Source organism: Limnobacter sp. CACIAM 66H1 (genome assembly GCF_001601825.1).
GTDB lineage: Bacteria > Pseudomonadota > Gammaproteobacteria > Burkholderiales > Burkholderiaceae_B > Limnobacter.
The window spans coordinates 1-24704 of the sequence record NZ_LUJK01000014.1 but is presented as its reverse complement, the minus strand read 5'-3'; the positions used below and the strand labels follow the sequence as shown (position 1 = coordinate 24704).

The 24704-nt window shown below is 48.1% G+C and carries 21 protein-coding genes; 19 read left to right on the top strand and 2 right to left on the bottom strand.

Features of this window, described 5'->3' with window-relative positions:
* The first annotated feature begins 103 nt into the window (after positions 1-103).
* The 5 genes from A0129_RS06010 (at position 104) to A0129_RS05990 (ending at position 5303) form a co-directional block, all read left to right on the top strand.
* Positions 104-343 carry a DUF2798 domain-containing protein gene (locus A0129_RS06010; RefSeq protein ID WP_291713312.1) on the top strand — a complete coding sequence of 80 codons (240 nt, stop codon included), beginning with the start codon at positions 104-106 and terminating at the stop codon, positions 341-343.
* Positions 344-447: 104 nt separating this feature from the next.
* Complete coding sequence (locus A0129_RS06005; RefSeq protein WP_291713310.1) at positions 448-2529, top strand: FkbM family methyltransferase; 2082 nt, start codon at positions 448-450, stop codon at positions 2527-2529.
* A gap of 55 nt (positions 2530-2584) precedes the next feature.
* Positions 2585-3814, top strand: a complete 1230-nt coding sequence (locus A0129_RS06000; RefSeq protein ID WP_291713308.1) for an oxygenase MpaB family protein — start codon at positions 2585-2587, stop codon at positions 3812-3814.
* 61 nt (positions 3815-3875) lie between these two features.
* Entirely contained in the window at positions 3876-4706 is an 831-nt protein-coding gene (locus tag A0129_RS05995; RefSeq protein ID WP_291713306.1) for an SDR family oxidoreductase, read from the top strand.
* 6 nt (positions 4707-4712) lie between these two features.
* Positions 4713-5303, top strand: a complete 591-nt coding sequence (locus A0129_RS05990; protein ID WP_291713304.1) for a TetR/AcrR family transcriptional regulator — start codon at positions 4713-4715, stop codon at positions 5301-5303.
* Here A0129_RS05990 and A0129_RS05985 read toward each other — a convergent pair.
* The gene (locus A0129_RS05985) at positions 5284-6162 is read right to left on the bottom strand and encodes a sterol desaturase family protein (RefSeq protein ID WP_291713302.1); all 879 of its coding nucleotides are present in this window, start codon (positions 6160-6162) and stop codon (positions 5284-5286) included. The genes A0129_RS05990 and A0129_RS05985 overlap by 20 nt on opposite strands.
* A 104-nt stretch (positions 6163-6266) precedes the next feature.
* Between A0129_RS05985 and A0129_RS05980 the strand changes: the two genes are divergently transcribed.
* The 4 genes from A0129_RS05980 to A0129_RS05965 all read left to right on the top strand — a co-directional run bounded on the left by A0129_RS05980 (position 6267) and on the right by A0129_RS05965 (position 10968).
* Positions 6267-7172, top strand: a complete 906-nt coding sequence (locus A0129_RS05980; RefSeq protein WP_291713300.1) for a LysR family transcriptional regulator — start codon at positions 6267-6269, stop codon at positions 7170-7172.
* A gap of 69 nt (positions 7173-7241) precedes the next feature.
* Entirely contained in the window at positions 7242-8843 is a 1602-nt protein-coding gene (locus A0129_RS05975) for a hypothetical protein (RefSeq protein WP_291713298.1), read from the top strand.
* Between the two features lie 113 nt (positions 8844-8956).
* Positions 8957-9343 (top strand): GFA family protein, encoded by a 387-nt coding sequence (locus A0129_RS05970; RefSeq protein ID WP_291713296.1) that lies wholly within the window; start codon positions 8957-8959, stop codon positions 9341-9343.
* A 296-nt stretch (positions 9344-9639) separates the two neighbouring features.
* Positions 9640-10968 carry an integrase family protein gene (locus tag A0129_RS05965; RefSeq protein ID WP_291713294.1) on the top strand — a complete coding sequence of 443 codons (1329 nt, stop codon included), beginning with the start codon at positions 9640-9642 and terminating at the stop codon, positions 10966-10968.
* A gap of 13 nt (positions 10969-10981) precedes the next feature.
* Here the strand turns inward: A0129_RS05965 and A0129_RS05960 are convergent, their stop codons facing one another.
* Positions 10982-11944: a hypothetical protein gene (locus A0129_RS05960; protein ID WP_291713292.1), complete on the bottom strand. Its 963-nt coding sequence runs from the start codon at positions 11942-11944 to the stop codon at positions 10982-10984.
* Between the two features lie 431 nt (positions 11945-12375).
* On the opposite strand from A0129_RS05960, the gene A0129_RS05955 reads away from it, so the two are divergent.
* The 10 genes from A0129_RS05955 to A0129_RS05910 all read left to right on the top strand — a co-directional run.
* Entirely contained in the window at positions 12376-13653 is a 1278-nt protein-coding gene (locus A0129_RS05955) for a DUF3987 domain-containing protein (RefSeq protein ID WP_291713290.1), read from the top strand.
* 341 nt (positions 13654-13994) lie between these two features.
* Positions 13995-15077, top strand: coding sequence for an inovirus-type Gp2 protein (locus A0129_RS05950; protein WP_291713288.1), 1083 nt, complete (start codon positions 13995-13997; stop codon positions 15075-15077).
* Between the two features lie 297 nt (positions 15078-15374).
* On the top strand, positions 15375-16004 hold the full coding sequence (locus A0129_RS05945; RefSeq protein ID WP_291713286.1) for a phosphoribosyltransferase: 630 nt from the start codon (positions 15375-15377) through the stop codon (positions 16002-16004).
* A gap of 181 nt (positions 16005-16185) precedes the next feature.
* Positions 16186-17142 carry a hypothetical protein gene (locus tag A0129_RS05940; RefSeq protein WP_291713284.1) on the top strand — a complete coding sequence of 319 codons (957 nt, stop codon included), beginning with the start codon at positions 16186-16188 and terminating at the stop codon, positions 17140-17142.
* Between the two features lie 237 nt (positions 17143-17379).
* Positions 17380-18642 (top strand): hypothetical protein, encoded by a 1263-nt coding sequence (locus tag A0129_RS05935; protein WP_291713282.1) that lies wholly within the window; start codon positions 17380-17382, stop codon positions 18640-18642.
* Positions 18639-19685: a hypothetical protein gene (locus tag A0129_RS05930; protein ID WP_291713280.1), complete on the top strand. Its 1047-nt coding sequence runs from the start codon at positions 18639-18641 to the stop codon at positions 19683-19685. The genes A0129_RS05935 and A0129_RS05930 overlap by 4 nt, the downstream gene beginning before the upstream one ends.
* 22 nt (positions 19686-19707) lie before the next feature.
* Complete coding sequence (locus A0129_RS05925) at positions 19708-21552, top strand: AAA family ATPase (protein WP_291713278.1); 1845 nt, start codon at positions 19708-19710, stop codon at positions 21550-21552.
* On the top strand, positions 21549-23324 hold the full coding sequence (locus A0129_RS05920; RefSeq protein WP_291713276.1) for an ATP-dependent helicase: 1776 nt from the start codon (positions 21549-21551) through the stop codon (positions 23322-23324). Before A0129_RS05925 ends, A0129_RS05920 begins: the two co-directional genes overlap by 4 nt.
* A 467-nt stretch (positions 23325-23791) precedes the next feature.
* The gene (locus tag A0129_RS05915; RefSeq protein ID WP_291713274.1) at positions 23792-23959 is read left to right on the top strand and encodes a hypothetical protein; all 168 of its coding nucleotides are present in this window, start codon (positions 23792-23794) and stop codon (positions 23957-23959) included.
* 118 nt (positions 23960-24077) lie between these two features.
* A partial coding sequence (locus A0129_RS05910) for a DUF932 domain-containing protein (RefSeq protein WP_291713272.1) occupies positions 24078-24704 on the top strand: 627 nt, incomplete at its 3' end.

Below are 24704 nucleotides of genomic sequence, written 5' to 3'. Positions count from 1 at the left end.
CAAAAAGAACAATCCGTCCGCAAAAGTGAGGGTGTTTACCCTGAGGGTGACCACCAGCAATTGTCGCTAAAATGCCCAAATTCGAGCACCACCACAATACAACATGAACGCCTTACCCCAAGCCCAACCCGGAAAATTGTTCCAGCTTGTCTTTGCACTCATCATGGGATTTCTCATGGTAGGCATTGTCACCTTCGTCACCACCGCCAGCAATTTCGGCTTTGAAGGCAATTTTCTGGCCACGTGGGGAAAAACATACCTGATCGGTTACCTGGCTGCGGTGCCCGCCATCTATTTGCTGGCGCCGATTGCACGCCGCATTACGGCCCAACTGCTGAACTAATGCACTGAACCAGCATTCCCCCTTTCCTCCGGTTTTGACTGAGGCTAGGCTCAGCTTATTCTTGCGGTTAACAAAACCCAAGTTACAGGCCAGGAGCCCAGCACGTGACGGAATTCAAACGCACTCAGGACATGCACCAGTATTATCGCGACGTACTGGTGAAAACCTACTTCTTTGATGAATTCGGGAAAATACCCAAAGACACACTGATTTCGCTCATCGATACCAACGCCTGCGATCCGGTTCATTGCGCCGAGGTGCTGCACGGTGTGCAGTCAGGCCTGCCCGCAATCAAGGACCAGGCACTGCGGCAAATGATCATGCTGATTGCGCAATCGCATTTGTCGATGGACAAGCACCGCAATGGCATTCAAACCCCAATGCCCGCGGCGTACAAAAAAGGGATTCGCGACGGGCTTGTGCGTGTGCTGCAAAAAGTCCCCAGTGTGAAATACCTGATCAACGCCATTCAGGTGCTTTATCGCATTGGTGAAATTGACGAAGCCATGGCCTTGGTTCGTAAAAATGAAAAAGTAGTCGACACTTCACCGCACCTTCAACAAATTGTGGCCATGGTTTACACGATGGAGGAGCGTTACGAAGAAGCGCTGCCCTACCTTCTAAAGCTGGTCGATTCCGGTGCCCATCAAAGCAACTCATTGATCAAGCTGATGAGTATGGCCTGCATGTACAAGCTGGGTGCACTACCCGATGAGCCTGTCGATTTCGCAAGCCTGGCGCAAGCTGCCAATTCAAACAAACCCGAATTTCCCTACCACTGGTTGCTCAAACCCACAGAAAACCACCGCAGCAAACCCACGCTGCTGATCGCCTGTGACGACAAATATTTTTATGAACATGCACTGGCTTTGGTGTACTCGGTGCTTGAACACAACCACGCTGATTTGCTGGTTCATTTTCACTTGTACACACCCAATGCCAGCGTTGTTCAATATGTACTCGATCTGGCTGCCAAGTATCCGCAACTTGAAATTACTGCAGCGCAGGAAACAATCGATCTGAAATCACCGACCAAGGTGGTTGAATTTGCAACTCGGCGGTTTGCAGCCAGCCAGGCTTTGCTTTCGCACTTCAATGCGCCAGTCATCTTGCTGGACGCCGATGCCCTGTGGCGCAAACCCTGGAAAGAAACCATGGGTAAATTGGCCAGCAACCATGACGTGATTGTGTGCCAGCCCAAAGCTGCACCGTTCTGGGAGCACGTGGCCGCTGGCATGGTGTACTTGAACAACACACCGGCCGCGCAGCGTTACATTGCCCAAGTGGTGGCATTCATTGAAGACAATTTGCAAAAAGGAAAATCACTCTGGTTTCTCGATCAGATTGCCCTGTCAGCCTGCCATCACGAATCGCTCAAACATCAATGGGGAATCCGCTTTGCAAGCACTGCACCCGATCAGTTAATGGATGTGAATCACGGCGAGCACGCATTGACCTGGGTGGTCACCAACCAGAAGCATGCTGCTGGGGCCTACGCGGATTACAAACGCGAGCTGCAACAACGCCACGGTCAACTTCCTTATTCCACACCCAGCGATGCATTTCTGGCCATCAGCCAACAGAAAAAACCAGTGCGGTTTTTGCAAGTCGGGGCCATGGATGGTGTCAGCTACGACCCGATTCACCCATTCGTTCGCAACTTTGCCTGGCATGGTGTGTTGGTTGAACCCCTGCCCGACATGCTGGAACGCACCCGCAACAATTACAAGGGCTGCGCAGGGCTTGCCTTTGAAAACGTCGCCATCACCGAACAGGTTGAAATCAAAAAGCTGTACCGGATTTCGCCAGAAGTCATTTTGAAGCACAAGCTGCCAGACTGGCTTAAGGGGATGTCCACGTTCAGCGATATCAAGCTGAAGGATTATCAACAGCATGTGACCGTTGAAGAGGTGCAGTGCATGCCCTTAATGGCCCTGATTGAGCGCAACGCCCTGCCCAATATCGATGTGTTTCAGATCGACACCGAAGGCTACGATTACACCGTGTTCAAGCAACTGGATTTCTCGAAATTCCGCCCCACCATCATCAACCTCGAAGTCGTGAACCTGAACGCCGAAGAACTGCAGGCCCTGGAACAAGATCTCTTGGCTCAGGATTATGTGTTTTATCGCTACGAGTTCGACCTGATCGCCATGGACAAACGCTGGTTTCAAAACGCGACTTGAATGCGAATAAAGACTCGCTTTAGTCTGGGGCATTCACACTGCATGTTGATGCCCCATGACAACCATTGACTATCCGCAACCTGCACGCCTTCGAGCTTTTCAGCTTACGCAAACAAAGACGCCCTGGCTGATCCGAAAACTGCTGGGTCGACCATTCGCCCCAACGCCAGAGGAATACGCGACATTGCATCACGGCCTTTTTGAAGGCGACCCGGTCATGGATGAATACATCAAGGCGCGTCTGGATGGATCCACCCACAAAGCGGATTGGCGAGAATTTCATCAAGCCCTGAGCTCAGAAAATCCACTGGCATTTCGCGGCAGTGGCGCGCTTCATCAATTGATTCAATCCACATGCATCAATCCCGACTGGGTTGATTGGAAACTGATAGAGGAAGGTGTGCACTTCATTCACAGCACCGGCCGGGCTGCCACCGATGTATTGCGCGACATGGCCCTGATGGGCGGATACCTGATGGTGGCCTTCAACAAGACATTGATACTGACGGGCGAACTTGAAAAAGGCGCAGCACCCCGACTGGCCAGCACAGCGCAATGGTGGCTGAAAGTGATCAATCCACGAGCCAATATCGCGGGTGGCGATGGCGCCTTGGCCACACTGCGCGTGCGATGGATGCACGCCCTGGTTCGACACCAGTTGATCAACAGCCCCCATTGGGATTCCAGGCAATGGGGCCTGCCCATCAATCAGGTGGACATGGCAGCTACCTATCTGGGCTTTAGTGCAGTCATGCTGCTGGGCCTTCGTAAAATGGGTATTGTGGTCACACCGCGCAATTCCAGGGCCGTGATGCAACTGTGGAAACTGATTGGCTGGCAAATGGGTGTGAAAGAACAATGGCTTGTGGACACCGAGGCACAAGCACTGGTTCGCCTGCGTCAGTTTTTATTCACGCACTCCCCACCCGACGAGTCCTCCCATCGACTGGCCGGTGCACTAGCCCGTGAACCGCTCAGCCGCAACTATACACATCTACAAGTACTGCGACGGCAGCTCGCCTATCATCAACACCTCAGTTCATCCTGGTACCTGTTGGGACCACGCATGTTTTACAAACTGGGGCTTCGTGCACCTTTGGGGCCCCTTATCGCGCTGATGGCCCTCCCGGTTCGCGCTGCAATACATGCACTCGGGCGTTGTATGCCGGGCTATTCAAGCCGTTTTGCACAACACGGCCGACGAGCCCAGGAAATTGCGGTGGCCGAACTTCAACAGCGACAAACCGAACAGGCCGTGCCCCCAGGTTCTGTCAATGCGAGTTGAATACGAACAAAAAGTCGTATTAAACTGAACGCTCGTTTGAATATTCAATTTGCGGGGCATTATGGGAAGCTGGTCGAATAAAACTGTGTTCATCACCGGCGGCAGCCGTGGCATTGGTCGGGAAATCATTTTGCGACTGGCCCGCGAAGGCGCCAACATCACCATTGCCGCAAAATCTGACACGCCCAATCCCAAATTGCCGGGCACCATTCATTCGGTGGCCCAAGAGGTCATTGAAGCCGGTGGCAAAGCCCTGCCCATCGCAACCGATGTGCGCGACGAAGAGCAAATCAAACGCGCCATACAGGCCACAGCACAACACTTCGGCGGCATTGATTTGCTGGTGAACAATGCCGGCTTTTTGGGAATCACGCCCCTGGGTGTCACTGAAACCAAAAAATTCGACCTGATGCACGCACTCAACACCCGGGCCCCTTTGATCACCATGCGAGAATGCCTGCCCTACCTGCAGGCAAGCCAGGGCAGCGTGCTGAATTTGTGCCCACCACTCAACCTGGACGAGGGCTGGCTGGGTGCGTTCATTCCCTACACCACCACCAAGTACGCCATGACACTGCTTAGCATGGGGTTTCAGCAAGAAGTGAAAGCCAAAGGGATCGCAGTCAAAACCCTGTGGCCTGCCACCTTGATCGCCACTGCCGCTGTGGGCATGTTCAGCGGCGAAGAAGGCTTGAACGTGTCGCGCAAACCTGAAGTGATGGCCGACGCAGCCTTTGAGTTAATTACACAGCGTGATCGATTCGCTGCCAAAACAAGCTGGCTGGACGAGGAAGTGCTGCGTGAAACCGGCATTTCCGACTTCACGAACTACGCCAACAACCCCGCACGCGTGAATGAAATTCAAAGGGACTTCTACATCGGCAAGTTCTGACAGACCATGCGAAAAATTCCCCAGCAGCAACGCTCCAAGGAACTGGTGGCGCGTTTGGTGGATGCCACCGCACAATCGATCCGAATCAATGGCATGGACAAGTTCACCACGCACCACGTGGCCGAGCTGGCCGGTGTCAGCGTGGGCTCGCTATATCAATATTTTGATTCGCGAGAAGACCTTATCGAGGCTATGCTCGATATGGTCACACTGAATCTTCGCGCGGGCTTGAACAAACTGGTGCTGGAGAAAACCACCGACCTGCGGGACATGGTTGAGAAGTCAGTTCACTTCGGCATGGGTTTTTTGCGCGCTGACGACGGTTTGGCTGTTGAACTGGTTCGCAACTGGTACCGCCTGCCGACCCAAAACGTGGTGCGTCTGCTGCAAGACACGCTGTTGGATTTCATGCGCATGTACCTGCTGAAAAACCCACTGGCCAGCAACCCGGAACGGCTTCAGATTCGAAGTTTCGTTATCGCGAATGCCATTGTGTTCACCATGATCCGCGCCATCAGCGAACCCAGCCCTTTCATCACCGACGAGGAACTGGAACTGGAGTTGGTGGAAATGGTGGTCAGCTTCCTGAATGCTTAGTTTCATCGTAAATGGTGCCGCCAATTCGCAAAGCAGAGTCCGCGCGTTTTGAATGAACCACCGGATAGAACATTTGATGCACCCAATGTTCCTGGCCGTGAATGCGATCGTCCATCAGGCCAATGTGCTCGGGGTATTTGCGCGTAATGTGCGCTGTGCCGAAAATTACATCCCACAAAAACAGCATGTTGCCAAAGTTGCCTGTGTAGTTGCCGATGCCGTCTTTGTTGGTCAAGGCATGATGTGCCCAGTGGGTTGCGGGCGTCGAAATGGTGCGCTCCACAACCCACATCACAGGGTGCAAAGCCTTGATTTTGTAAAGCGGCTCGTCCCAGCGCCAGGCACAGTGCGCCCCCAGAATTATCGTCAGCTTCGCGGTCAGGTAAAACCCATACACCCAAACCCCTATGCCCAAAAACAGCAGGGCACCTGATATCCACAAGCCAGGCATCATCAGGTAGTAAAAGAAATTGTTGCGAAAGGTCATGCGCACGCTCATGTATTGCGCAGAATGGTGCGCGCGGTGCAACGGCCACAAAAAGGGCGAATGCGACGCCCGATGCCACAGGTATTGGGTCAAATCATCACCCAACAACAGCAGGGCAAACATAGCCCACCAAGGCCAGTCTGCCAACGCACCTTGAAATTCTGAAAACCAGGTTTGGCCTGCATTCTGTGTCGCCAAAATGGCAAGTGGCTGGGAAATAGCCACCACACTGACAAACACCAACAGGTCAAGCTTGGTGTCATTTGCAGTGGCATGCACAGTGGCCTGATAACGACGACTCGCAAATTCCATCAATGCGAAACCAGCAATGGCCACGCCAATCAGGACATTTTGAAATTGTGCGGCATCCATTGGGACCCCTGTAATGAACGGTACGCCTGTAATTTACCCTTGTGACACCTATTCGTCCAATGCATAATTAGTCTACTTTCAATGCACTGGGTGCATCAATTGCCATGAATCTGAATCAACTGGAACACCTGCTGGCGCTGGACGAGGCAAGGCATTTTGCAAAGGCCGCCGACAAAGTCCATCTAAGCCAACCGGCATTCAGCCGAAGTATTCAAGCGCTGGAGAAACAAACAGGCCTGGTCCTGTTTGAACGCAAAGGCGGCGACATACGCCCCACCCCGGCTGGGCAATTTCTGATTGATCGCGCCCGCCAGTTGATCTTGGAGGCTCGCGCAGTTCAGCGTGACATTCTCTTGTACCAACGCGGCGAGGTGGGTGAATTGTCATTCGGTGTAGGGCCTTTTCCCAGCGCCACACTGGCTCGAAGTGTCATCGAGAAAATTCGTGTTCAGTATCCGAAGGTGGCGTTACAAACTGAAATAGCAAGCCCCGCCGAATTACTGACGATGCTGACACGAGAGGAAATTGAGTTTTTTGTCGCCGACACCGGCGACATGGTGACCGTACCCTTTCTGCACATTGAGCCATTGATGCGCCAGTACGGTCACCTCTATGCGCGATACGATCACCCTTTGGCCCACAAAGCCCACACCTTCGAAGACGCCTGGACCTATGGCATTGCCTCCGTGAAACTGCCCGATCCACTCAAAGCAGGCTTGGGGCAATTATTGCAACAAAGCAAGCGTAACCTGCCCCAACTGGCGCTGGAGTGCGACGATGTCCATCTGCTGCACCAACTGGCCCTGAATACCGACACTGTGGTTGCATCCACAGACATCGCTGCAAAACCCTGGCTACGCCAAAAGCAGTTGGTACAACTCAACACCACTGATTTTCCGAGACTGTTCTCGAACATTTCAATTGTGAACTTGAGTAACCGGGCTTTGTCGCCCGTGGCCGATTTTGCGATTGAGCAGTTCAGGCAAACCGCCAAACAGTCATTTGATTAGTACGCATTGTCGAATCTGTTTCCGGCTTATAAGGGTAGCAGATCAAATAATTCCCATTCAGAGACACGATTGAAAATCCAAATCACCACGTCACTGGCATTAATCATTAATGCCCTTTTACTGAGCGCATGCGGATCAGACAACACTGACACGACCGCATCACAAAGCACGGCAACCTCCAGCCAGATCACCGCCAACAACGCTAATCTTGAATTGGACTTGCGCTGCGACCAAGCCAGTTACCCTTCGGCTGAATTACTGCAATGCGAATTATCGAATGCAGCAAAAACGCTGGAAGCAAATATAGAGCAACTCATGCCCGGATTTGTTACCCGGCAACTTCAACAAACCGCGGCCAACATTCAGGCCACTTTGCAACGCAGTGCACGGGACCCTAGCTGGAATCTTCCTCCCGCCTTTGGCAATACTGGGCTTACACCGCTGTGTGCAAGCGGAGCAGGCCCCTGTGTGGGCGACCCGTTTCGATACCCAGGTGTGAATGGCCCCGACGGCGACGTGTTCTACACCCAGGAAGCTGAGGTACTGCCTGTGGTGTATTACGACCAAGGCTGTGCACGAATCAGCGGACAAGTGTGGAAACCCAGAAAAACCGGGAACAGAAAACTGCCAGCGATTATTATCAAAAACGGTTCGGTTCAAGCGAATGAAGCACTGTACTGGTGGGCTGCACAGGAGCTGGTTCGCGCAGGGTATATGGTTTTAACCAACGACCCGCGTGGTCAAGGAAAGTCTGATTTCTCGACCCCAACCGGCGAACAGGGCGGCAACTTCAACGGCACGGTGTTTTATGAAGGCTTGGTCAATGACATTGATTTTTTAATGTCTTCCCCCACAAAACCATACCCCCACGAAACCAGTTGCAAAGGCACCTACCCCACTAAAACCCTTGCCTTTAATCCGTTTCACCAACAACTCGATGAAACACGCATCGGGGCGGCGGGCCATTCTTATGGCGCAGCCGGCGTAAGCTGGGCTCAAAGCTTCGGTGCAGCTGACAGCCAGCCCTGGCCTGGTTTGCTCAGCCCTGAAAACCCGCTGAAAGCGATCGTGGCTTGGGATGCGCTTGGCTCGCGCAATTCGCCTGCATCGGCGACTTTAACCAGCCTGCTCGCATCGGAGGCAGCCACTTCAAACCCAGTCGCCGACAACCTACTGCTTCCCCAGAATGCACCGGCAATCAGCCCGCGCGTACCCGCACTGGGCTTCACTTCGGAATACGGCTTTACACCTGTGCCGTTCTTACGTGATACAGCTCGCGATGAGCACCTGTCTGGTTTCAAGGAATGGGCAGCTGCCAATGTGCCGGTTTACAACATCACGATTGCCGGAAGTACTCACCTGGATTATTCACCGGGCCCTGCCTTGCCAGCGACATCCTGGTGCCCCAAGATTGAAAACAATGCCTGCGAAGGTGGCTGGGCCAAGCCCATGATTACCCATTACACATTAGCCTGGTTTGACCGCTTCTTGAAAAAACCAGGCGAGCAAGGATATGACGATGCCGATCTTCGCTTACTTGATGATTCTCAGTGGGCTGAACGGATGAGCTTCCACTTTGCCAGTGCGAGAAGGTTCTCGACACGCGACGGTCAACTGTACTTCAGTGAGGACATCCGGATGAATTATCCTGAGAAATCGACTCAGCGCTGACTGAGTTGCGAAAGCCCTATGTACCAGTGATTGACTAGTGATTTGATCTCCATATTGGTGAGACCCTCTCGATGAACAATACCTTCCGCGCACAATGCCAATGCGGCCAATTGATGGTTAACTTTACCCAAGCGCCAGTCGCACAGTTGGTGTGCCATTGTCGGGATTGCCAAACCGTGAGCGGCATGCCGTATGCGAAAGCCGCTTTTTTCAGAGCCGAAGAGCAATGCGCACAAGGCGAATTTCTGGCGGTTGACATGACAGGCGGCTCAGGCAAACCCAAGCAATACCGCCGATGCAGCCAGTGCAACGATTTTGTTTACGCCACAGTGGATGCACTGACTGGCCTGTTGGGTGTGGCTGCCGACAAACTGTTGCCACCCTTTGAGTTCAACCCCATGGCCCATGTGTGGACCAGCGAGAAGGCACCCGAGACGGAAATTCCTGCAGGTGTATTTCAGTTTCCCAAAGCACCACCATTCAGGCCGGGGAAACAGTAAAGATTTGGAATGCGGAATTATGCTGAAAAAATAAAAAGGGCTTAGCGTTTGCTAAGCCCTTTTTGTATTTGGCTCCCCGACCTGGACTCGAACCAGGGACCTGCGGATTAACAGTCCGAAGGATTTCTGAGTTGATTGAGATTGATTGACTTGCATTTATTTTATATTTTATTTTTTTTCAAATACTTATACAGTTTTTTATTTTTTCAGAGATTGACTCACATTGACTAAAGCAGCCATAATCGGGTTACATGCTGGTTACATGGAATCTGGCAAATATCGAACGGCTCCAAAGAATGGCAAAGATCAATTTCACCTCTTCAAGAATTTCTAGCTTTACCTGTGATCCTGGCAAGTCACAAACCTTCGTTTGGGATAGCAAATCTCCAGGGCTAGGTTTGAGAGCTACTGCTGGCGGAAGCAAGTCGTATATTTTTCAGTCCAAATTCAATAGTCAAACAATCCGTACGACAATCGGTGACGTGAAAAGCTGGTCGATCGAGTTAGCACAAGAACGAGCACGATACCTGCAAACCCTTGTGGATCAGGGTATTGATCCGAGAGAACACATCGCTGAAAAAAAAGCAGCGCATTCGGCAAGGCGAGACGAAGCGCGTCGGCAGGAAGTTCAGTTTGAAGAAGCGTGGAATCTCTACATCGAGTCCAGAAAGCCATTCTGGGGTGCTCGAACACTACAAGATCACCTTCGTCATTCGCAACGAGGTGGGATGAAACGTGCCAAAGGTAATGGAGTAATTCAACCCGGGCCAATCGCGCAATTGTTGGACGTAAAACTGAAAGACCTCTCGGGCCCACACTTGACGGAATGGCTACAAAAGGAATCAGAAAAAAGGCCCACCATGGTTGCACTGTCCTTTCGGATGGTCAGAGGTTTCATACGTTGGGCAGCAGAGCATCCTGAATTTGCAACATCAATCTCCAGCGATGCCTACAAAGCGAGAAGCGTGAAAGACGCACTTCCGAGGGTAAAAGCCAAAGAAGGTGACTCGCTGCAGAAAGAACAGCTTCAGGCATGGTTTTCAGCTGTACGTTCCCTCGGAAATCCGATAATGAGCGCATACCTTCAGGGACTCTTGATTGTTGGCCCACGTCGCGAGGAATGGGCCGCGCTGAAGTGGAGCGATATTGACTTCACTTGGAAAACAATCACCCTGAACGACAAAGTTGAAGGAACAGGCGGACGTACCGTTCCATTGACTCCATACCTTGCATCGCTGCTGCTCGAACTGAAACAAATCAAGGAACAAATTACAAATGACCAGCTGAGGAGCAAAAAAAGTAAGACTGCGGAAAGGCACCGACAATCCGAATGGGTCTTTTTCAGTCCAAACTCAGCCGATGGCAAAATTTCCGAACCTCGAATTGCACATAACCAAGCTTTGGAGAAGGCAGGAATTCCTCACATCACTCTACATGGATTACGGAGATCATTTGGCACTCTTGCCGAGTGGTGTGAAGTGCCTGTAGGAGTGGTTGCACAAATTCAAGGGCACAAACCATCTGCGATTGCTGAAAAACATTACCGCAGACGGCCGATCGACTTGCTACGCAAGTGGCATGAGCAAATTGAAGACTGGATACTAAATGAAGCTAGCTTGGCCTAGAAAGGCAATTATTTTAATAATAATCGGGAAAGTTTTTAAACTTATTTTTATATTGACTAATCTTTTTTCGAGTGTTCTTGTACCTTTTTTGCATCGTTTCAAAAGTAAATTTATGGATTTTTGTAGTTTCGTTAATTGCAACTTTAGGCTTCAATTTTTGCCTTTCTCGCTTATCGTAACAATACAACCCTAAAATAGGCCCTAACAATCCGTTTGGCGCCTTTACTTCATTAGCCCCACAGTCGAAAAATTCATTATCAAAATAATAATTAACCAAAGATCTTGAATTCCATCGACCTAACTTCAGATCAGCATTACACCAAGATGCATACTGATACATAAATTCGCGCATAGTGAAAAATAAATCCTCTGCCGATAAATCATATTTCAAATTGAAATATGCACCAAATTTTCCTTCATAAGTAAAATGATCACTGCCGCAAAATGTTAACGCTGGATGAACATGCACGGGCTCCCTAATAACATACTCTCTATCGAGTTCAAAGTCATCTTTTGGTTTCAATACCAAATCTTTCGAAATGTCCATACATCGCTTAGCTTCGTTATACATGCTCAAAATATTATTACCGCATGCCAAGTCTACCGCCCTAAATAATTTAAATGGAGCTATCTCGATATCAAAATATTTATCGATAAATTCATCATAAAGCTTTTCAAGCTCAACCCGCAAAGAACTATTAAATCTCAAATAAATATCATTTCTTCTTATTATTATTGAATGAAATTGTAATCGATCAAAAGAAATATCAATTAATTTTAACTCTTCTATCTCACTTAAAGTTTTTGACTTGTTTAACCAATAAGCAATCAACTCCTCTTTCAATAAATTTAAATAAATCATTTGCTTTGGATAAAGTGATTCCGCAGCACGTATCGCATACTCGAGATGGAGCGCGTTATTAACAGCACTCTGAATATATCTATAAACCCAGTTATTTAGCTTTGGTTTGCTCATTGGTAGAGTGAAATTTGTGTCAAAAGGTTAAGTAACAATATTTATCTATCGACACTTTTAGAAGATTCTTTAACAAGCCAGTGAATACCCTACCTTTCTGAAAGTTAAAAAGGGTAGGGTTGGGGCGACCCAAATGCACCTCGATTTTTCCTCTTCTCCCACCTAAGATCCAACCCAGTCGCATCCCCACCAGTGCACGGGAATGCCTCTAGATCACATTTTTAGGAGACATCAATGCAGGAACAATCACCCCCCGTCTACACACTATCGACGGACCAATTCGCAGCTAAGTGTTTGGTAGCTGCGCAAACCGTTCGGAAGCGCCACAGCCAAACTGGGTCTTACTTCGGAATCACACCAATCAAGCTCAAGAATAGAAAACTGCTTTGGCCGGATATGCCAGCCGACGCTCTATCACAGGGAGAGGGCCAATGAACTACCTACCCCATCAACCTATCGTGCCGAAACTACCTGGACTTCTTGGGGCGATTCAATCGGACCTAAGCGGGGGACAGGTTGATCCAGTAATCGTCTCAGCAATTGTTCAGCAATTCATGACAACCCTCACGCAAGGAATCGCGGATGTTCGGTTACCCAACGGCGTAGATTCCAGGATTGGCAACAACGGTTTTTTGATAGCCCCACCAGTTTCAGGAAAGAGCTTGATCAACAAAATATTGAAGGATCCGATCGAGAGGGCTTTAGGGGAGCTTGTCGAAGATTCCAGTTCGAAATCTACGCCAGAGTTTTTTCTTGAAGACACATCAAAGGAGGCAATTGTTTCAACCCTCATGGCCTGGCCCTATTGCACCTTAATTTCAGAGGAATTTGGCGCGATCACTAACCTATTAAAAGGACACTCCGCCCAAGCGAGACTAAACAAGTTACTAGACAGCACTTCGCTTCACCACGCGCGAGTCAAAAGTGGCAACGTGAAACTGAAGGACTATCGATTTTCAGCACACTTAGCTGGTCAACCTGCGGTGTTTGACGAAATCAAGAGCCTTTTAGGTATCGGGAAGCGAAGTAATGGTCTAGTAAATCGATTTTGTTTTGCTCAAGGGGGATGGAGAGTTACGCAAAGTATGGCCTCAATGGTTCAACTTTCAGATCAGACACTTCGCCACTACAAAGCAACGATACAAGCCTTGCTAACCGCAAATATTCAACAAGCAAATCAAGCCAATCCATCTAGGACACAACTAACTCTGACAGAGCAAGCTGAACGCTTACTTCAGGACTACGAGAGAACGCCTAGGCCCATTGATTTTCCACCAAGAGATAAGGTGACCACAGAGCAAATACAAGAGTACATAAGCCGTAGCGGCGAGAGAATTAGAAGATTTGCAACCGCAATGCATGTTTTCGAATCAGGAACCAAAGATCAGGTGTCAGAGCATTTTGTATCAACCGCTATTTCATTTGATCAATATTGGAGTAACACATTTCAGATCATCTGCAACCAACCTAAAAAACCCTCAGAGTTCACGAAAGACATAATGACAGTTGAAAACTCAGTTCGACAATTTTTTCAACAATGGGGATATTTTAGATTACCGCTTAAAGACATTCGTTCTGGCTGTATCAACCTAGGTTTAACGAAATATCGACTTGACAAAGTATTGGCTCATTTAGGATCAGAGGGGAAGATTAGATCATTTAAAGATAACGAAGATCGTATTTGGATAGAGATATCTAATATTTTTTAACTTTTAATTCACATCTCGCGTCTGAATTTTTGAGCATATTAAAAAATCAAAAAGATTTATAAAAAATCACTAAACCACCAAGGAAAAACCACAAATAAACACTAATCTCATAAACCTTTAATTATGGTTAAATAATAAGATTGTTTTATTTCTTATATTTTAATTAATGATAACAATCAAATACCTGAGCAAAGACAGAAGACCATCAACTCACAAGATCAACATGATAATTAATAAAAACCATGAAAATATCAACTCACAATCACACTCTGACACTAAAGGAAAATAGACAACTCATACTAAACAACCATCTTGAAGGAATATACTCACTAATCTCATTCATGAACGAGGTAATTTATCGATCACAATACTTCTACACAAAAACAAAATCTAAGTTAAAAAATGATTATGAGGTCACCAAACTGGGAAAACACTTACCCGACTTAGGCCACTACGCCAACATGTTTACTCGCGACTATCAGTTTTGTCCTGAAATTCAATATTTCTTTGAAAATTATAGAAGACATAAAATCAGTAAATATCATGAAAATCTTTCTATGTTCAGAGCTGGCAAACCAAGTGACGAAATCGTCAAAATATTCGACGATTTCGTGGCAACAATGAGGAAGAATGCGATTCAATGCAAGCTCAAGAAGCAAATAGGAAACTGGAGGAACAAACCTGCCGCACGTGTAAGACGAATAAATCAATTGTTGGACACGCTCTTTGCAAGATATGCCAGGCTCATGGTCGTTCGGCTAGACTTTCATTACAAAGAGGCGGTGCTAACACATGAAGAGGCTGAACAAGTCATACATGAGTTATTGAAAAGTCGTGCAGATGATCATCAAGCCTACTGGAGTAATCATGAATTCGCTGATTTTGATAACTCCAGCCTCTTGGCTATAGACGATCTTCCTTTAGCTAGATCCCCAATCGGAAAAGTCTGCTTTGAACGCGTTGCTGCAGACCGCAAACGGCTATTTACCAACCGGAAGGGAAAACCTCTACTTTTTAGAGAGCTTGTGGGGTACATATGGAAAATTGAATGCGCCCGTGAAGCCGGGTACCACATCCACGTATGTTTCCTGTTTGACGGATCAAAGGTGGACAAGCATGAGTATTACGCGGACCAAATAGGTCGGTATTGGGCAGATGTCATAACAAAGGGGCAAGGCTACTTTCACAATTGCAACAAGAATAAGGCCTTCTATGAAAAGTATCAGCGTTGGGCACTGGGCCAAGTGGATCATTTCGACGTACAGAAAAGGAAAAATCTTTACCACTCTCTCAGCTATCTTGCCAAAGCCGATCAAGCGATCGAATTCGGCAAGCAAAAAGGAGATCATTTGTTTCGCGCGGAGTTTGCCAAAGACCCCACCAAAGACCCAAGAGGACGTAAACGAACCAAAATTTCGAAATAACCTAGGTGTGAGTAGTTTTTTTTCCTCACGAAATAATTTTTAGCGTCCTGATTTCACAGACTTTTCTCAAATCAAGAAGAAACACGTTGATGATTTGGAGATTCATGAAACGTTCTATGCAACGAGGGGGCATACCCATTCCCCACTTTGGACAATACTGTTGGATACCGTGTATGACAGCCCCTTCGGCACTAACAAGTAAGCGATAACACCATGAGCTTCCCACCCCGATACCCCTGGAACGGGTTTCCACCCGTATCAATCCATGCGTCTGAAAGCGCGGTTAAGACGCACCCGATGTACCCTGCCTCGAAATCGGGTGATCCAGATGCTGCTTTTGTTTTGGTAAATCATCTTGTATCCCTGACGGTGATTGAAGAACTGACTAAAAACTACGCTAGTGCGCAACCTATTCTGGTATCGGCTCACGCTGTGGAGTCAAGTGGCGTGAATGCTATTCCTGCAGCTTTGGCAGAACTGCTGGAGGAAAAAACTGGGTTTGAGTCAGACACCGATGTCGTTCAAATTAACGTTGTCAGTCACACAGGTGCAGGTGGAATGCACCGTATGGCTCACCAAGCGATGTTTGATGGAACGATTGTGAAGGACAGAAACTACCTACTCGTTGACGATTTCATAGGCCAAGGAGGTACCTTGGCGAACCTCAGAGGATATATCTTGAGTCAAGGAGGGCGTGTTGTAGCAGCTACCGTGTTGACCGGAAAGCCCTACTCGGCGAAAATAGGATTAGAAATTGAAACATTACAAAGACTTAGAGAGAAGCATGGAGAAGACCTCGAAAACTGGTGGCTGGGTAAGTTCGGTCACGGCCTCGACTGCCTTACTGAATCAGAAGCAAGATATCTTGAAAAAATCGAGAGTTTTGAGTCAATCCGACATCGGATTATTGAAGCAGAGCAAGGTTGAGATTGTGAAGCGGATCAAAAGCAAGGTTTCTTGACGGGCTTGTCTTCAAGGGCTTCAGCCGATATTTTCTGTTCTATCTTAGTGCCAAACTCTCTCGGAAATCCACAAATGCAGATACAGCGTCCTTGCTGTACTTGGCAACAATTGCCCTCGAAATTTATTTGAATGATGTTATCCATTTATGATGCAATCTAGTGTATTCGCCGTAAACGATGAACCCTATTGCATCTGGGATTTCAATCTCGAAAGACAGGCTCAGAAATTTCTTGAGGGCATTGATCCCGATTACTTTGAATATGTTTTCAACGAACATGTTGAAGCCGTCGATGAAGCACGCGCAGTGATGGCAATTAAATTATCGCTACATCACGCTACGGAAACCATGTTCTCCATGATAGGCGCTTATGTTCAGGCACCCGACTGTCCACAGGCTTGGCTGGCGAAATGCTCAAATTCAACATTACGTAAAGTCGTGAATCGAATTGCCAACTCTGATAAATCCCTCATCGTGAAACTACTAGTTAGGGAGGTAAGTTGGCATGAAATTTCCCAGTTCGTTTTCAGACATTACATGCCAAGAACTGATCGACAGAAAACTACGATAGAAGGGTTCGCTGACTTTTGGGCGAGAATGGCTGCAGACTTTTTAAATCAAGATAGCGTTGATGAATACAATGCGATGAAGCACGGTTTCCGAACTAGATCAGGGGGATTTGGTCTTTCAATTGGAAAGCAAGAGGACCCAAATACTCCGGCCCCACCTGAAAAAATGAAGTCCCTGGGGAGTTCAAAATATGGGGCTACGTTTTATAAAATTACCCCTATAAATTCTAACTTGGGCAACCATCACATTCAGGCAAAAACAATATCAACAAATTGGTCTTTAGACAGAATTCTCCAACAGCATCAACTTGTTTATATGTCGATCAACAATATCCTTACCGCGTTAAAAATTGCAAACAAAATTGGTTCAAAAAATTGCCGCTTCCTTCGACCTGAGGGGGAAGTCGATTTTTTTTCTCCATGGACTCACTCTACTGGGGTAGCTAGCATGAACATTAACGTCGGAATTGATCAACAGCAAATCAATTGGATTTCTAAAGCAGAGTTACTCGATCGACTAAAATCTATTCAATAAATTTAGGAGTGAATAATCGCGTATCACGATAGCTTGGGCCGTTACGCTTATTGACAAAAAGAATACTGATGAATCACGAGCATAGGCGCAAAGTTTGTGCATTGGTTCACAAAACTTGGTCGATGTTAGGATTTAGATCCCGCAGTATCTGGAACGCCGTCTATATGTTGTTAGGAGTTAAGTAACGCGGGTACCTTAGAGACCATCTGGAATTAATTCCCAGCGTAAGGAAGAAAAATGGATAAGAAAACCAAAGGATCGTGGTTGATTCATCATACAAATAAACTGCAAGGAGTCACAAACCAATCTGGGTACGAGAAAACCTATTTGGCTGGGAAGGCTGGAATACTTTTGTCAACCATTTCCGCCAATAGGGAGATTACTGTCAACAATGACAGGCTAGCCGTTTTAGCGAAGGCAGCCAACATCAATACAACATTTGAGCTTCCAAAGCTAATCGAAGTATTGCAGCAGCAGAAGCTGATCGACAAATCATCCAGCGGAGTTGCCGTACTTGGCGTGACAACCGCCACTGCGTTGCAGCACACTTCCGATCTCTTCGAATCGCTCAGCCCCAGTGCAAATGAAGTTGCTTCAATCGCGCTTGCAGAGCGAGCCTCAATGACGCCAATTCTTGCAAAAGATGTTGCCAGTGATTTGGCAGATACATACAAGTTAGCTACCGCCGATCTTAGCCAGCTATTTTTAGAGGCCGAGCAGATTGGCTTTGTCGACGCTGAGAAAATTGATAGTAATCAGACGCTGTTGTTCAACGGTAACCTGTTTCGCCGCGACACCACACAAAAGATCAAAGCCATATTAGATTCGTTGAGCGCGGCAGAACAGATAAAGCTAAATGAGCTTACCGAAGCATTGCGTAAACAAGCATGTGTTAGTACCGACCATGCAAAACATTGTCTGGGTGAGGCCCTATTTCTAAAAGTTACGGCGATCGGCCTATTCGACATTAGTGTTGTCAGCAACTCAACCGAGGACGTTGGTTTCCTGACTTTGCCGTCGGCGTTTTCAAAATACAGTAACTCGATGGTTGATGATGCCTTCGACCTTGCGAAAGCTTTTATAAGCTCCGTCACATATGGCATGACAAAGAGCTATTACGAGCGCGGACAAATCCAAATGGTTGATGCTCTGTTAAGTGCTTTGGTGCGCGGCGATAGCATTGGTCCAGTCCGGGCGATTGCTGAAGATTACAAAGTGCTCGAATTAAAGGGAGTGGTCGAGGTAAAACAAGGAACCAAGAAGGGAAGAACAGGCCCTATGCTACGTCTTCTGAAGACAGAAGTTGGTGAGTTGGCTCTTCAAGTGATTCGACAGGGTGATATCAGCGAGCATTCGTTAAACTCACTACCAACTGCCGCCGTTACGACATTCAGTGGCCCTGAGCACAATCGTGAAAAAGTTCGGAGGACGCAAACCAAGATGAGCCCGAAAGCAACTAACGACATGCTTTCTGTCCTCCGGACTGGAGGTGGGCTATGAGTAAAAGTCAACGAGTCTTGTCCAAGGGGCCGAAAATGGAGGAGTTGCTGCGTAGCTACTTCCTCAAAGCTGGGTATTACGTTGTTCGGAGCGTCCCTTTTGTGTACGAGGGTTTTGACGTAACCGATATTGATCTGTGGCTATACAGTCGCACGTCTTCCGTGTCGCGTGAAATCGCCTTGGTTGATGCCAAAAACAAAAAAACCCCGCAGGCTATAGAAAGAATCTTCTGGATTAGGGGACTTCGTATTGCCACGAAAGCAACGAATGCGATCGTGGCAACGACAGATAGGCGTCAAGAAGTCAAAAATTTTGGCCGAGACCTTGGAGTGCTGGTTCTCGACGGTACCTTTCTTGGGAAACTTGCCAATTCAGATGAACCAAATGAGACAAGACTCTCGGATGAAGAGTTTTTTTCCAAGATCAATGAATACTCACTTAGTAAGCTGGACGGGGACTGGCGTGGAAGAATTGTTCTTTCTAAAAGCTTACTGGCTAAATCACTTTCGTTCGATAGTTGCAATGAATGGCTTGGTCAAGGGAAATTCTTTGCCGAGCAATCAATCACCAAGGGCACCCAGCGCGAAACTGCTCTTAGGTGTCTTTACTTACTATGTTCTTTTGTTGCAATTGCAGTTGACTACTGCATGAAGGAGCTATCCTTCCACGAGCAGTCAGAACGTAGCTTGCTTATGAAAGATGGTTTCACATATGGCTCCAGGGGCAGTTCGGGCTTCAAAAAAGTCTTGAATGTTGCAATGGGATTGGTTGAAGAACATGCGAACGATGGGCTGACAATTTCACGGCAAGTGAGATCAAGTGTTGAGAAACAGTTGACTCACCTGAACACAGCGGTCTTAGGTGATTTTTTCTCAAAGAACGAAGTTGCTCGGACCTTGTTTACCGTTGCTAGAGAGTTTGAGCAACTGGCAATGAAGAGAGACTTTAACTCGCATGAATCAGCTAGTGTCGAACTCCGCAGCACACTCTTTTGCCTGCTCGACTACTGGGGCATTGATCGTGTGTTGTTCTCTCCCTCTTAAACAATAACGAGGAGAGGGCTGATTGCGGTTAGCGATTGTAGGCAACCGTACGCGTGGTCGAGAAGGAAATTCAAATCAAATTTCCAAGCTTGTTTATCTGGCAAAGGAAGTCTTTATGTATTTAGGCGGTTTAACAATTTCACGTTTTCGGTCTTGCGACAATGTGACAGTCAGTCTCCGACCCGATCTGACTGTCTTGGTTGGTGAAAATAATGGAGGTAAATCCAACGTTATTGATGCGATCCGGTTGCTTACCTTGCCACTGAGCGGACGAAGGGAGCGTTATCCTGAGGATGAGGATATAAGGCGACACGCGGCTGTCCCGAACTTTCAAATTGAAGGCGCTTTCCGGGGCCTAAGCGATACACAGAAAGGGCTGTTGATTTCAGCGGTACCAGATCTCACTAACAGCGAAGCTGTATTCGGCTATCGATATGAATCGCGTTCAGAACGTCTCCCAAGGGGTAAAACTACTTTCTGGGCTGGACGCTTTGACACCAACGAGCCTGAGGCGGGTTCATCTGACCTGATAAGGCATGTTTATCTACCTCCCTTGCGCGATGCGTATCAAGCACTTGGCACAGGTAGCGGGACCCGAGTCATGGCACTACTACGCAATTTTTTACCAAAGAACCAAGAACAAGACTTTTTGACTGGAGTCAGTCGCGGAGAAAACAGACCTGACGTCCTTATGACGATGAACGCTGAGATAGGCACAGCCTTGGGTTTGCTTACTAACGGAGTTCGTCCCCAAACAGCGATTCTGGATTTTTGCACTGAAACATTACTCGATGTTGCCCGAGATTTAAGGTTTCGATTAGCCGACACTGGCTTAGTGCCCGAAGACATCCGCGCTTCTGGTTTGGGTTACTCCAACTTACTCTATATGGCTACTGTGGTCGTTGAACTAACGAAGGCAAAAGAGGCGGACCTCACAATTTTCCTCGTTGAGGAACCTGAAGCACATTTACACCCACAGCTGCAGGTACTCGTTCTTGAATTTCTTCTAGACCAAGCGCGTAGGTCGACCAGTTGCAATATTGAGCCAGGCAAGCCGGAAGGCCGCATCCAAATCGTTGTGACTACCCATTCGCCGAACTTGACAGCATGGGTTTCTCCTATACATCTGGTGGTTATGCGTTCTCGTCGAAGCGAACAAAACGGGGTAACGGTTTCAGAATCTGTCAGCGTACCTATTGCGGAACTAGGACTGAAGCCAAAAACCTTAGATAAAATCAGCCGCTACTTGGACGTAACACGCTCATCGCTGCTGTTCGGTAATAGAGCCATCCTTGTAGAAGGAATTGCGGAGGCTCTTCTTTTGCCGGTGATAGCCCAAAAGCTCGTTCTCAATGATGATACCGACGGATGGCTCCGCTTCAAGGGTGCGGTAATTGTACCGATCGACGGAGTGGACTTTCGCCCTTATGTCGAAGTGCTGCTACGTCCACATGGCGATGCTCGCATCGCTGATCGATTAATAGTTATCACCGACGCGGACCCAACTGTGTTGGGAAATCGAAAAGTTGATCTGGAAAACCTTGCTGCAACACATGGCGCATCGCAAGCACTGACTGTGCTAACCAATCAGCACACTTTAGAACATGAGATTTTCAGCGCTGGAAACGAGGTCTTTCTCAAGCAAGTATTTCTTAGTCTGCACCGCAAGTCGCGCAGCGACTGGGAAGACAAAATCGAGCGGATCGAGTTAGACAAACGCCCTGATGCATTTCTCAAGCTTATTGAGGTAAAAAAGACCAGAAAGGGTGACCTGGCCCAAGCTATCGCGTCACGTATTGCTGTGGGCGATGAATTTGTAGTGCCTAACTACTTGGTCAATGCGATTCGTAGCGCATCCCAAGCATGACCGGTATTGGCGGACTAACAGCTGAGCAAGATGCATTCGCCTTACATGTTGGCGAGGTCTTTGTTCATGCTTGCCCTGGCGCTGGAAAAACCCGCACGATCCTTGCTCGCTTATCAAGGATCGTCTCCGAGTTACCACCGCGGCGTGGTGTAGCAGTGTTATCGTTCACAAACTCCGCAGTAGATGAGTTTCGCGAACGTTGCCAGATCGCAGGATTAGATTCACTATTGAAGCATCCCAGTTTCATGGGAACACTTGATGCTTTCGTACGGCATTTTGTTGTACTTCCACACTGCGCAGCGACACGCTCGATACGACCAACCATCCTCGACAGTTGGAACACTTTGGGTGTGGAAATTCGGCTATCTGGAAAATTCGCGTTTAAAGGTGAGTCAGTTAGCTTAGATTTGTTCGACCCGGAAACCAATATTATTGATCCAAGCAAGATTGGACATCTTGGGCTGCAAAATCACGTGCGCCTGCATCAAGTCCGATATCAACAGACGGCTGCGCACCGTAGACGTGGCTTGTTGCAAGCTGGTTACATGAGTGCTGCCGACGCCCGCATTCAAGCACTGAAACTAATTCGCGATCCAGTAAACGGTACAACACTAGGACGATCTTTGGCAGCTCGTTTCCACGAGATCATGGTAGACGAAGGTCAGGATTGTAATCCGCTTGATTTGCAGATCCTTTCATGGCTACGAGCGCACGGTGTACATGTTACTTTCGTCTGTGACCCCGATCAATCAATCTACGAGTTTCGTCATGGCAGCCCTGCGAGGATTCTAGAATTTAAGGAAACATATCCCGTTGACTCGCATATCCAGTTAACTGGCAATTTTCGTAGCAGTCCAGTAGTCTGCCGGTTGGCCGCCACACTCAAAAGCTCTGGTCAAGTAGATCATTCACTTGGGGATACAGTGAATGTTGAACATCCCGTTTTGCTTCTAACATACGGAGGCCGTAGCCCAATGGCTACGATCGGTCAGGCTTTCCTAGATCAAGTTACTGAACTTGGCTTGGAGGTAACAGACGCTATTATCTTAGCTCATGCAGGTAAAATCGCGCTGCAGGCTGCTGGGGTGATCACCAAAGATCCAAACGGTAACTCGCGAATCGAATCGCTGGCGCGTAAAGTGGCGGAGTTCTGGTCACCCGCTACGACAGCGCGGACGAGGGAGGCTGTGCTTCAGGTAGTGGAAATGCTGCTTTTAGATTTCATGGGGCTCAGCAAGCCAAACGAGTATTTATCGAGGGCCATCGAACGCCTTGGTTTGAATCGACGGGCACATCGAAGACGTGCGCTGAGCTTCCTACTCAGTCTTCCCAGAGCTTGTGGTGATAGCGATACTGATCGGCTCGCTTGGATCAACTGCGTGCACAAAGAAATGGAAAGATTAGATTTGCCGACACCAACTGGTGTATCGGTGCGCAATTTCTTTCGGCGACCAGCCAACGAGCAGTGGTCGAACCATCTTCGAATACCACCAGAACTTGGCCTTTCGTGTGCAAAAATTCATGAAGTGAAAGGTCATGAGTACGGGGCAGTATGTGTCGTGATTCCGCCCAATCATACTCGTGAAAATCGAAGTGAAGCTCTTTTCGATTCGTGGGAAACACGCACCGACTCAGAGGCCAAGCGTGTTCTCTACGTTGGTTTGACGCGTGCTCAGCATCTGAGCGCGCTCGCTGTGCCAGTCGCTTTCGCCAATCGCTGCACGGCCATATTAGCCGCAGGCCAAGTACCCTACACAAGGCGAGACTTGTAAAACTTGACAGATCAAAGTCAATCAAAATTGATATCACCCGTCGAAAGAACAGTGAGAATAAGCTTGCGGTATGTTTGACAATGCACCAATACCAAATCAACTCGCTCAAGTAACTAATAAAAATGAATAGCCTATCCTCGGTCTAACTTAGATAAATGCGCCGCTAGCACCTCTAATCAAAATAATCTCAACCACATATTCCTTCTCTGAGCCGCACCAGGTATGCCATCTAGGCCTAACGGTGCTTCCTCTCAAACTGTCATTGAAGGAAAAATATGGACACAAACCCTCTTCACTTATCCATTACAGATCAATCACTTACCAAACTACCACCCTGCCCTCGCTGTGGATCCCATCACATCAAAGCCCGAGAAATTGCCAAAACAACTGGCGGGTTAGCAGGAACAATAACCGGCGCTATCACAGGGGCTTCGAGTGCCTTTAGTGGCGCTCGTGTCGGGTTGACCGTGGGTTCATTCATTAGCCCAGTCGGCGGCGGCCTGGGGGCTGTTGTTGGGGCATTGATCGGTGCAACAACCGGTTGCATGGCGGGTGCCGCCCTGGGTGAAGTCATCGACGACACCCTGCTAGACAACCTGGAATGCGAAGACTGCCTTTACCTGTTTTCCAAGTAAGTAACAAACCAACTCGATCCACTTCAACAGCCCCAATTTAACAACGGCATAAGCCAGAGTCCCAACACATTAGGGTGTTCGGGGCTCTGGCTTTTTTGTCGTCTTTAGGAGAATTACCATGGCACATCTAATCGAAACAATGGCATACGTTAACGCAACCCCTTGGCACGGTTTGGGCGAAAAACTGGAACCCAAACAACCACTGGAAGTTTGGGCAGAAAAGGCCGGACTAAATTTTGAAATTCTGGATTCGCCTGTTCATTACAAAACGGCGAGCGATGAATCCCAATCAATCATTCTTCCGTTTGAAGACCAGAAGGTTCTATACCGTTCAGACACCAAGGCTGCTTTATCAGTGGTATCCAGCCGCTACCAGGTTGTTCAACCAGAGGAGATTCTTGAGTTCTACCGCGACCTCACAGAGATTGCTGGTTACGAAATGGAAACAGCCGGGGTGCTCAAAGGTGGACGAAAGATATGGGCTTTGGCACGTACTGGTGACAGTATTTCCGTCAAGGGCAATGACCTAATCAATGGTTATTTGCTATTGGCCACAGCCTGCGACGGCACATTGGCCACTACTGCCCAATTCACCAGTGTACGTGTAGTTTGTAACAACACACTGGCTTTGGCGGTGGGAGACAAAGCACACGCAGTTAAGGTTCCGCACAGCACAACCTTTGATGCAGAAGAAGTAAAACGTAAGCTTGGAATTAGTATTTCTGGCTGGGATCGGTTCAAACAC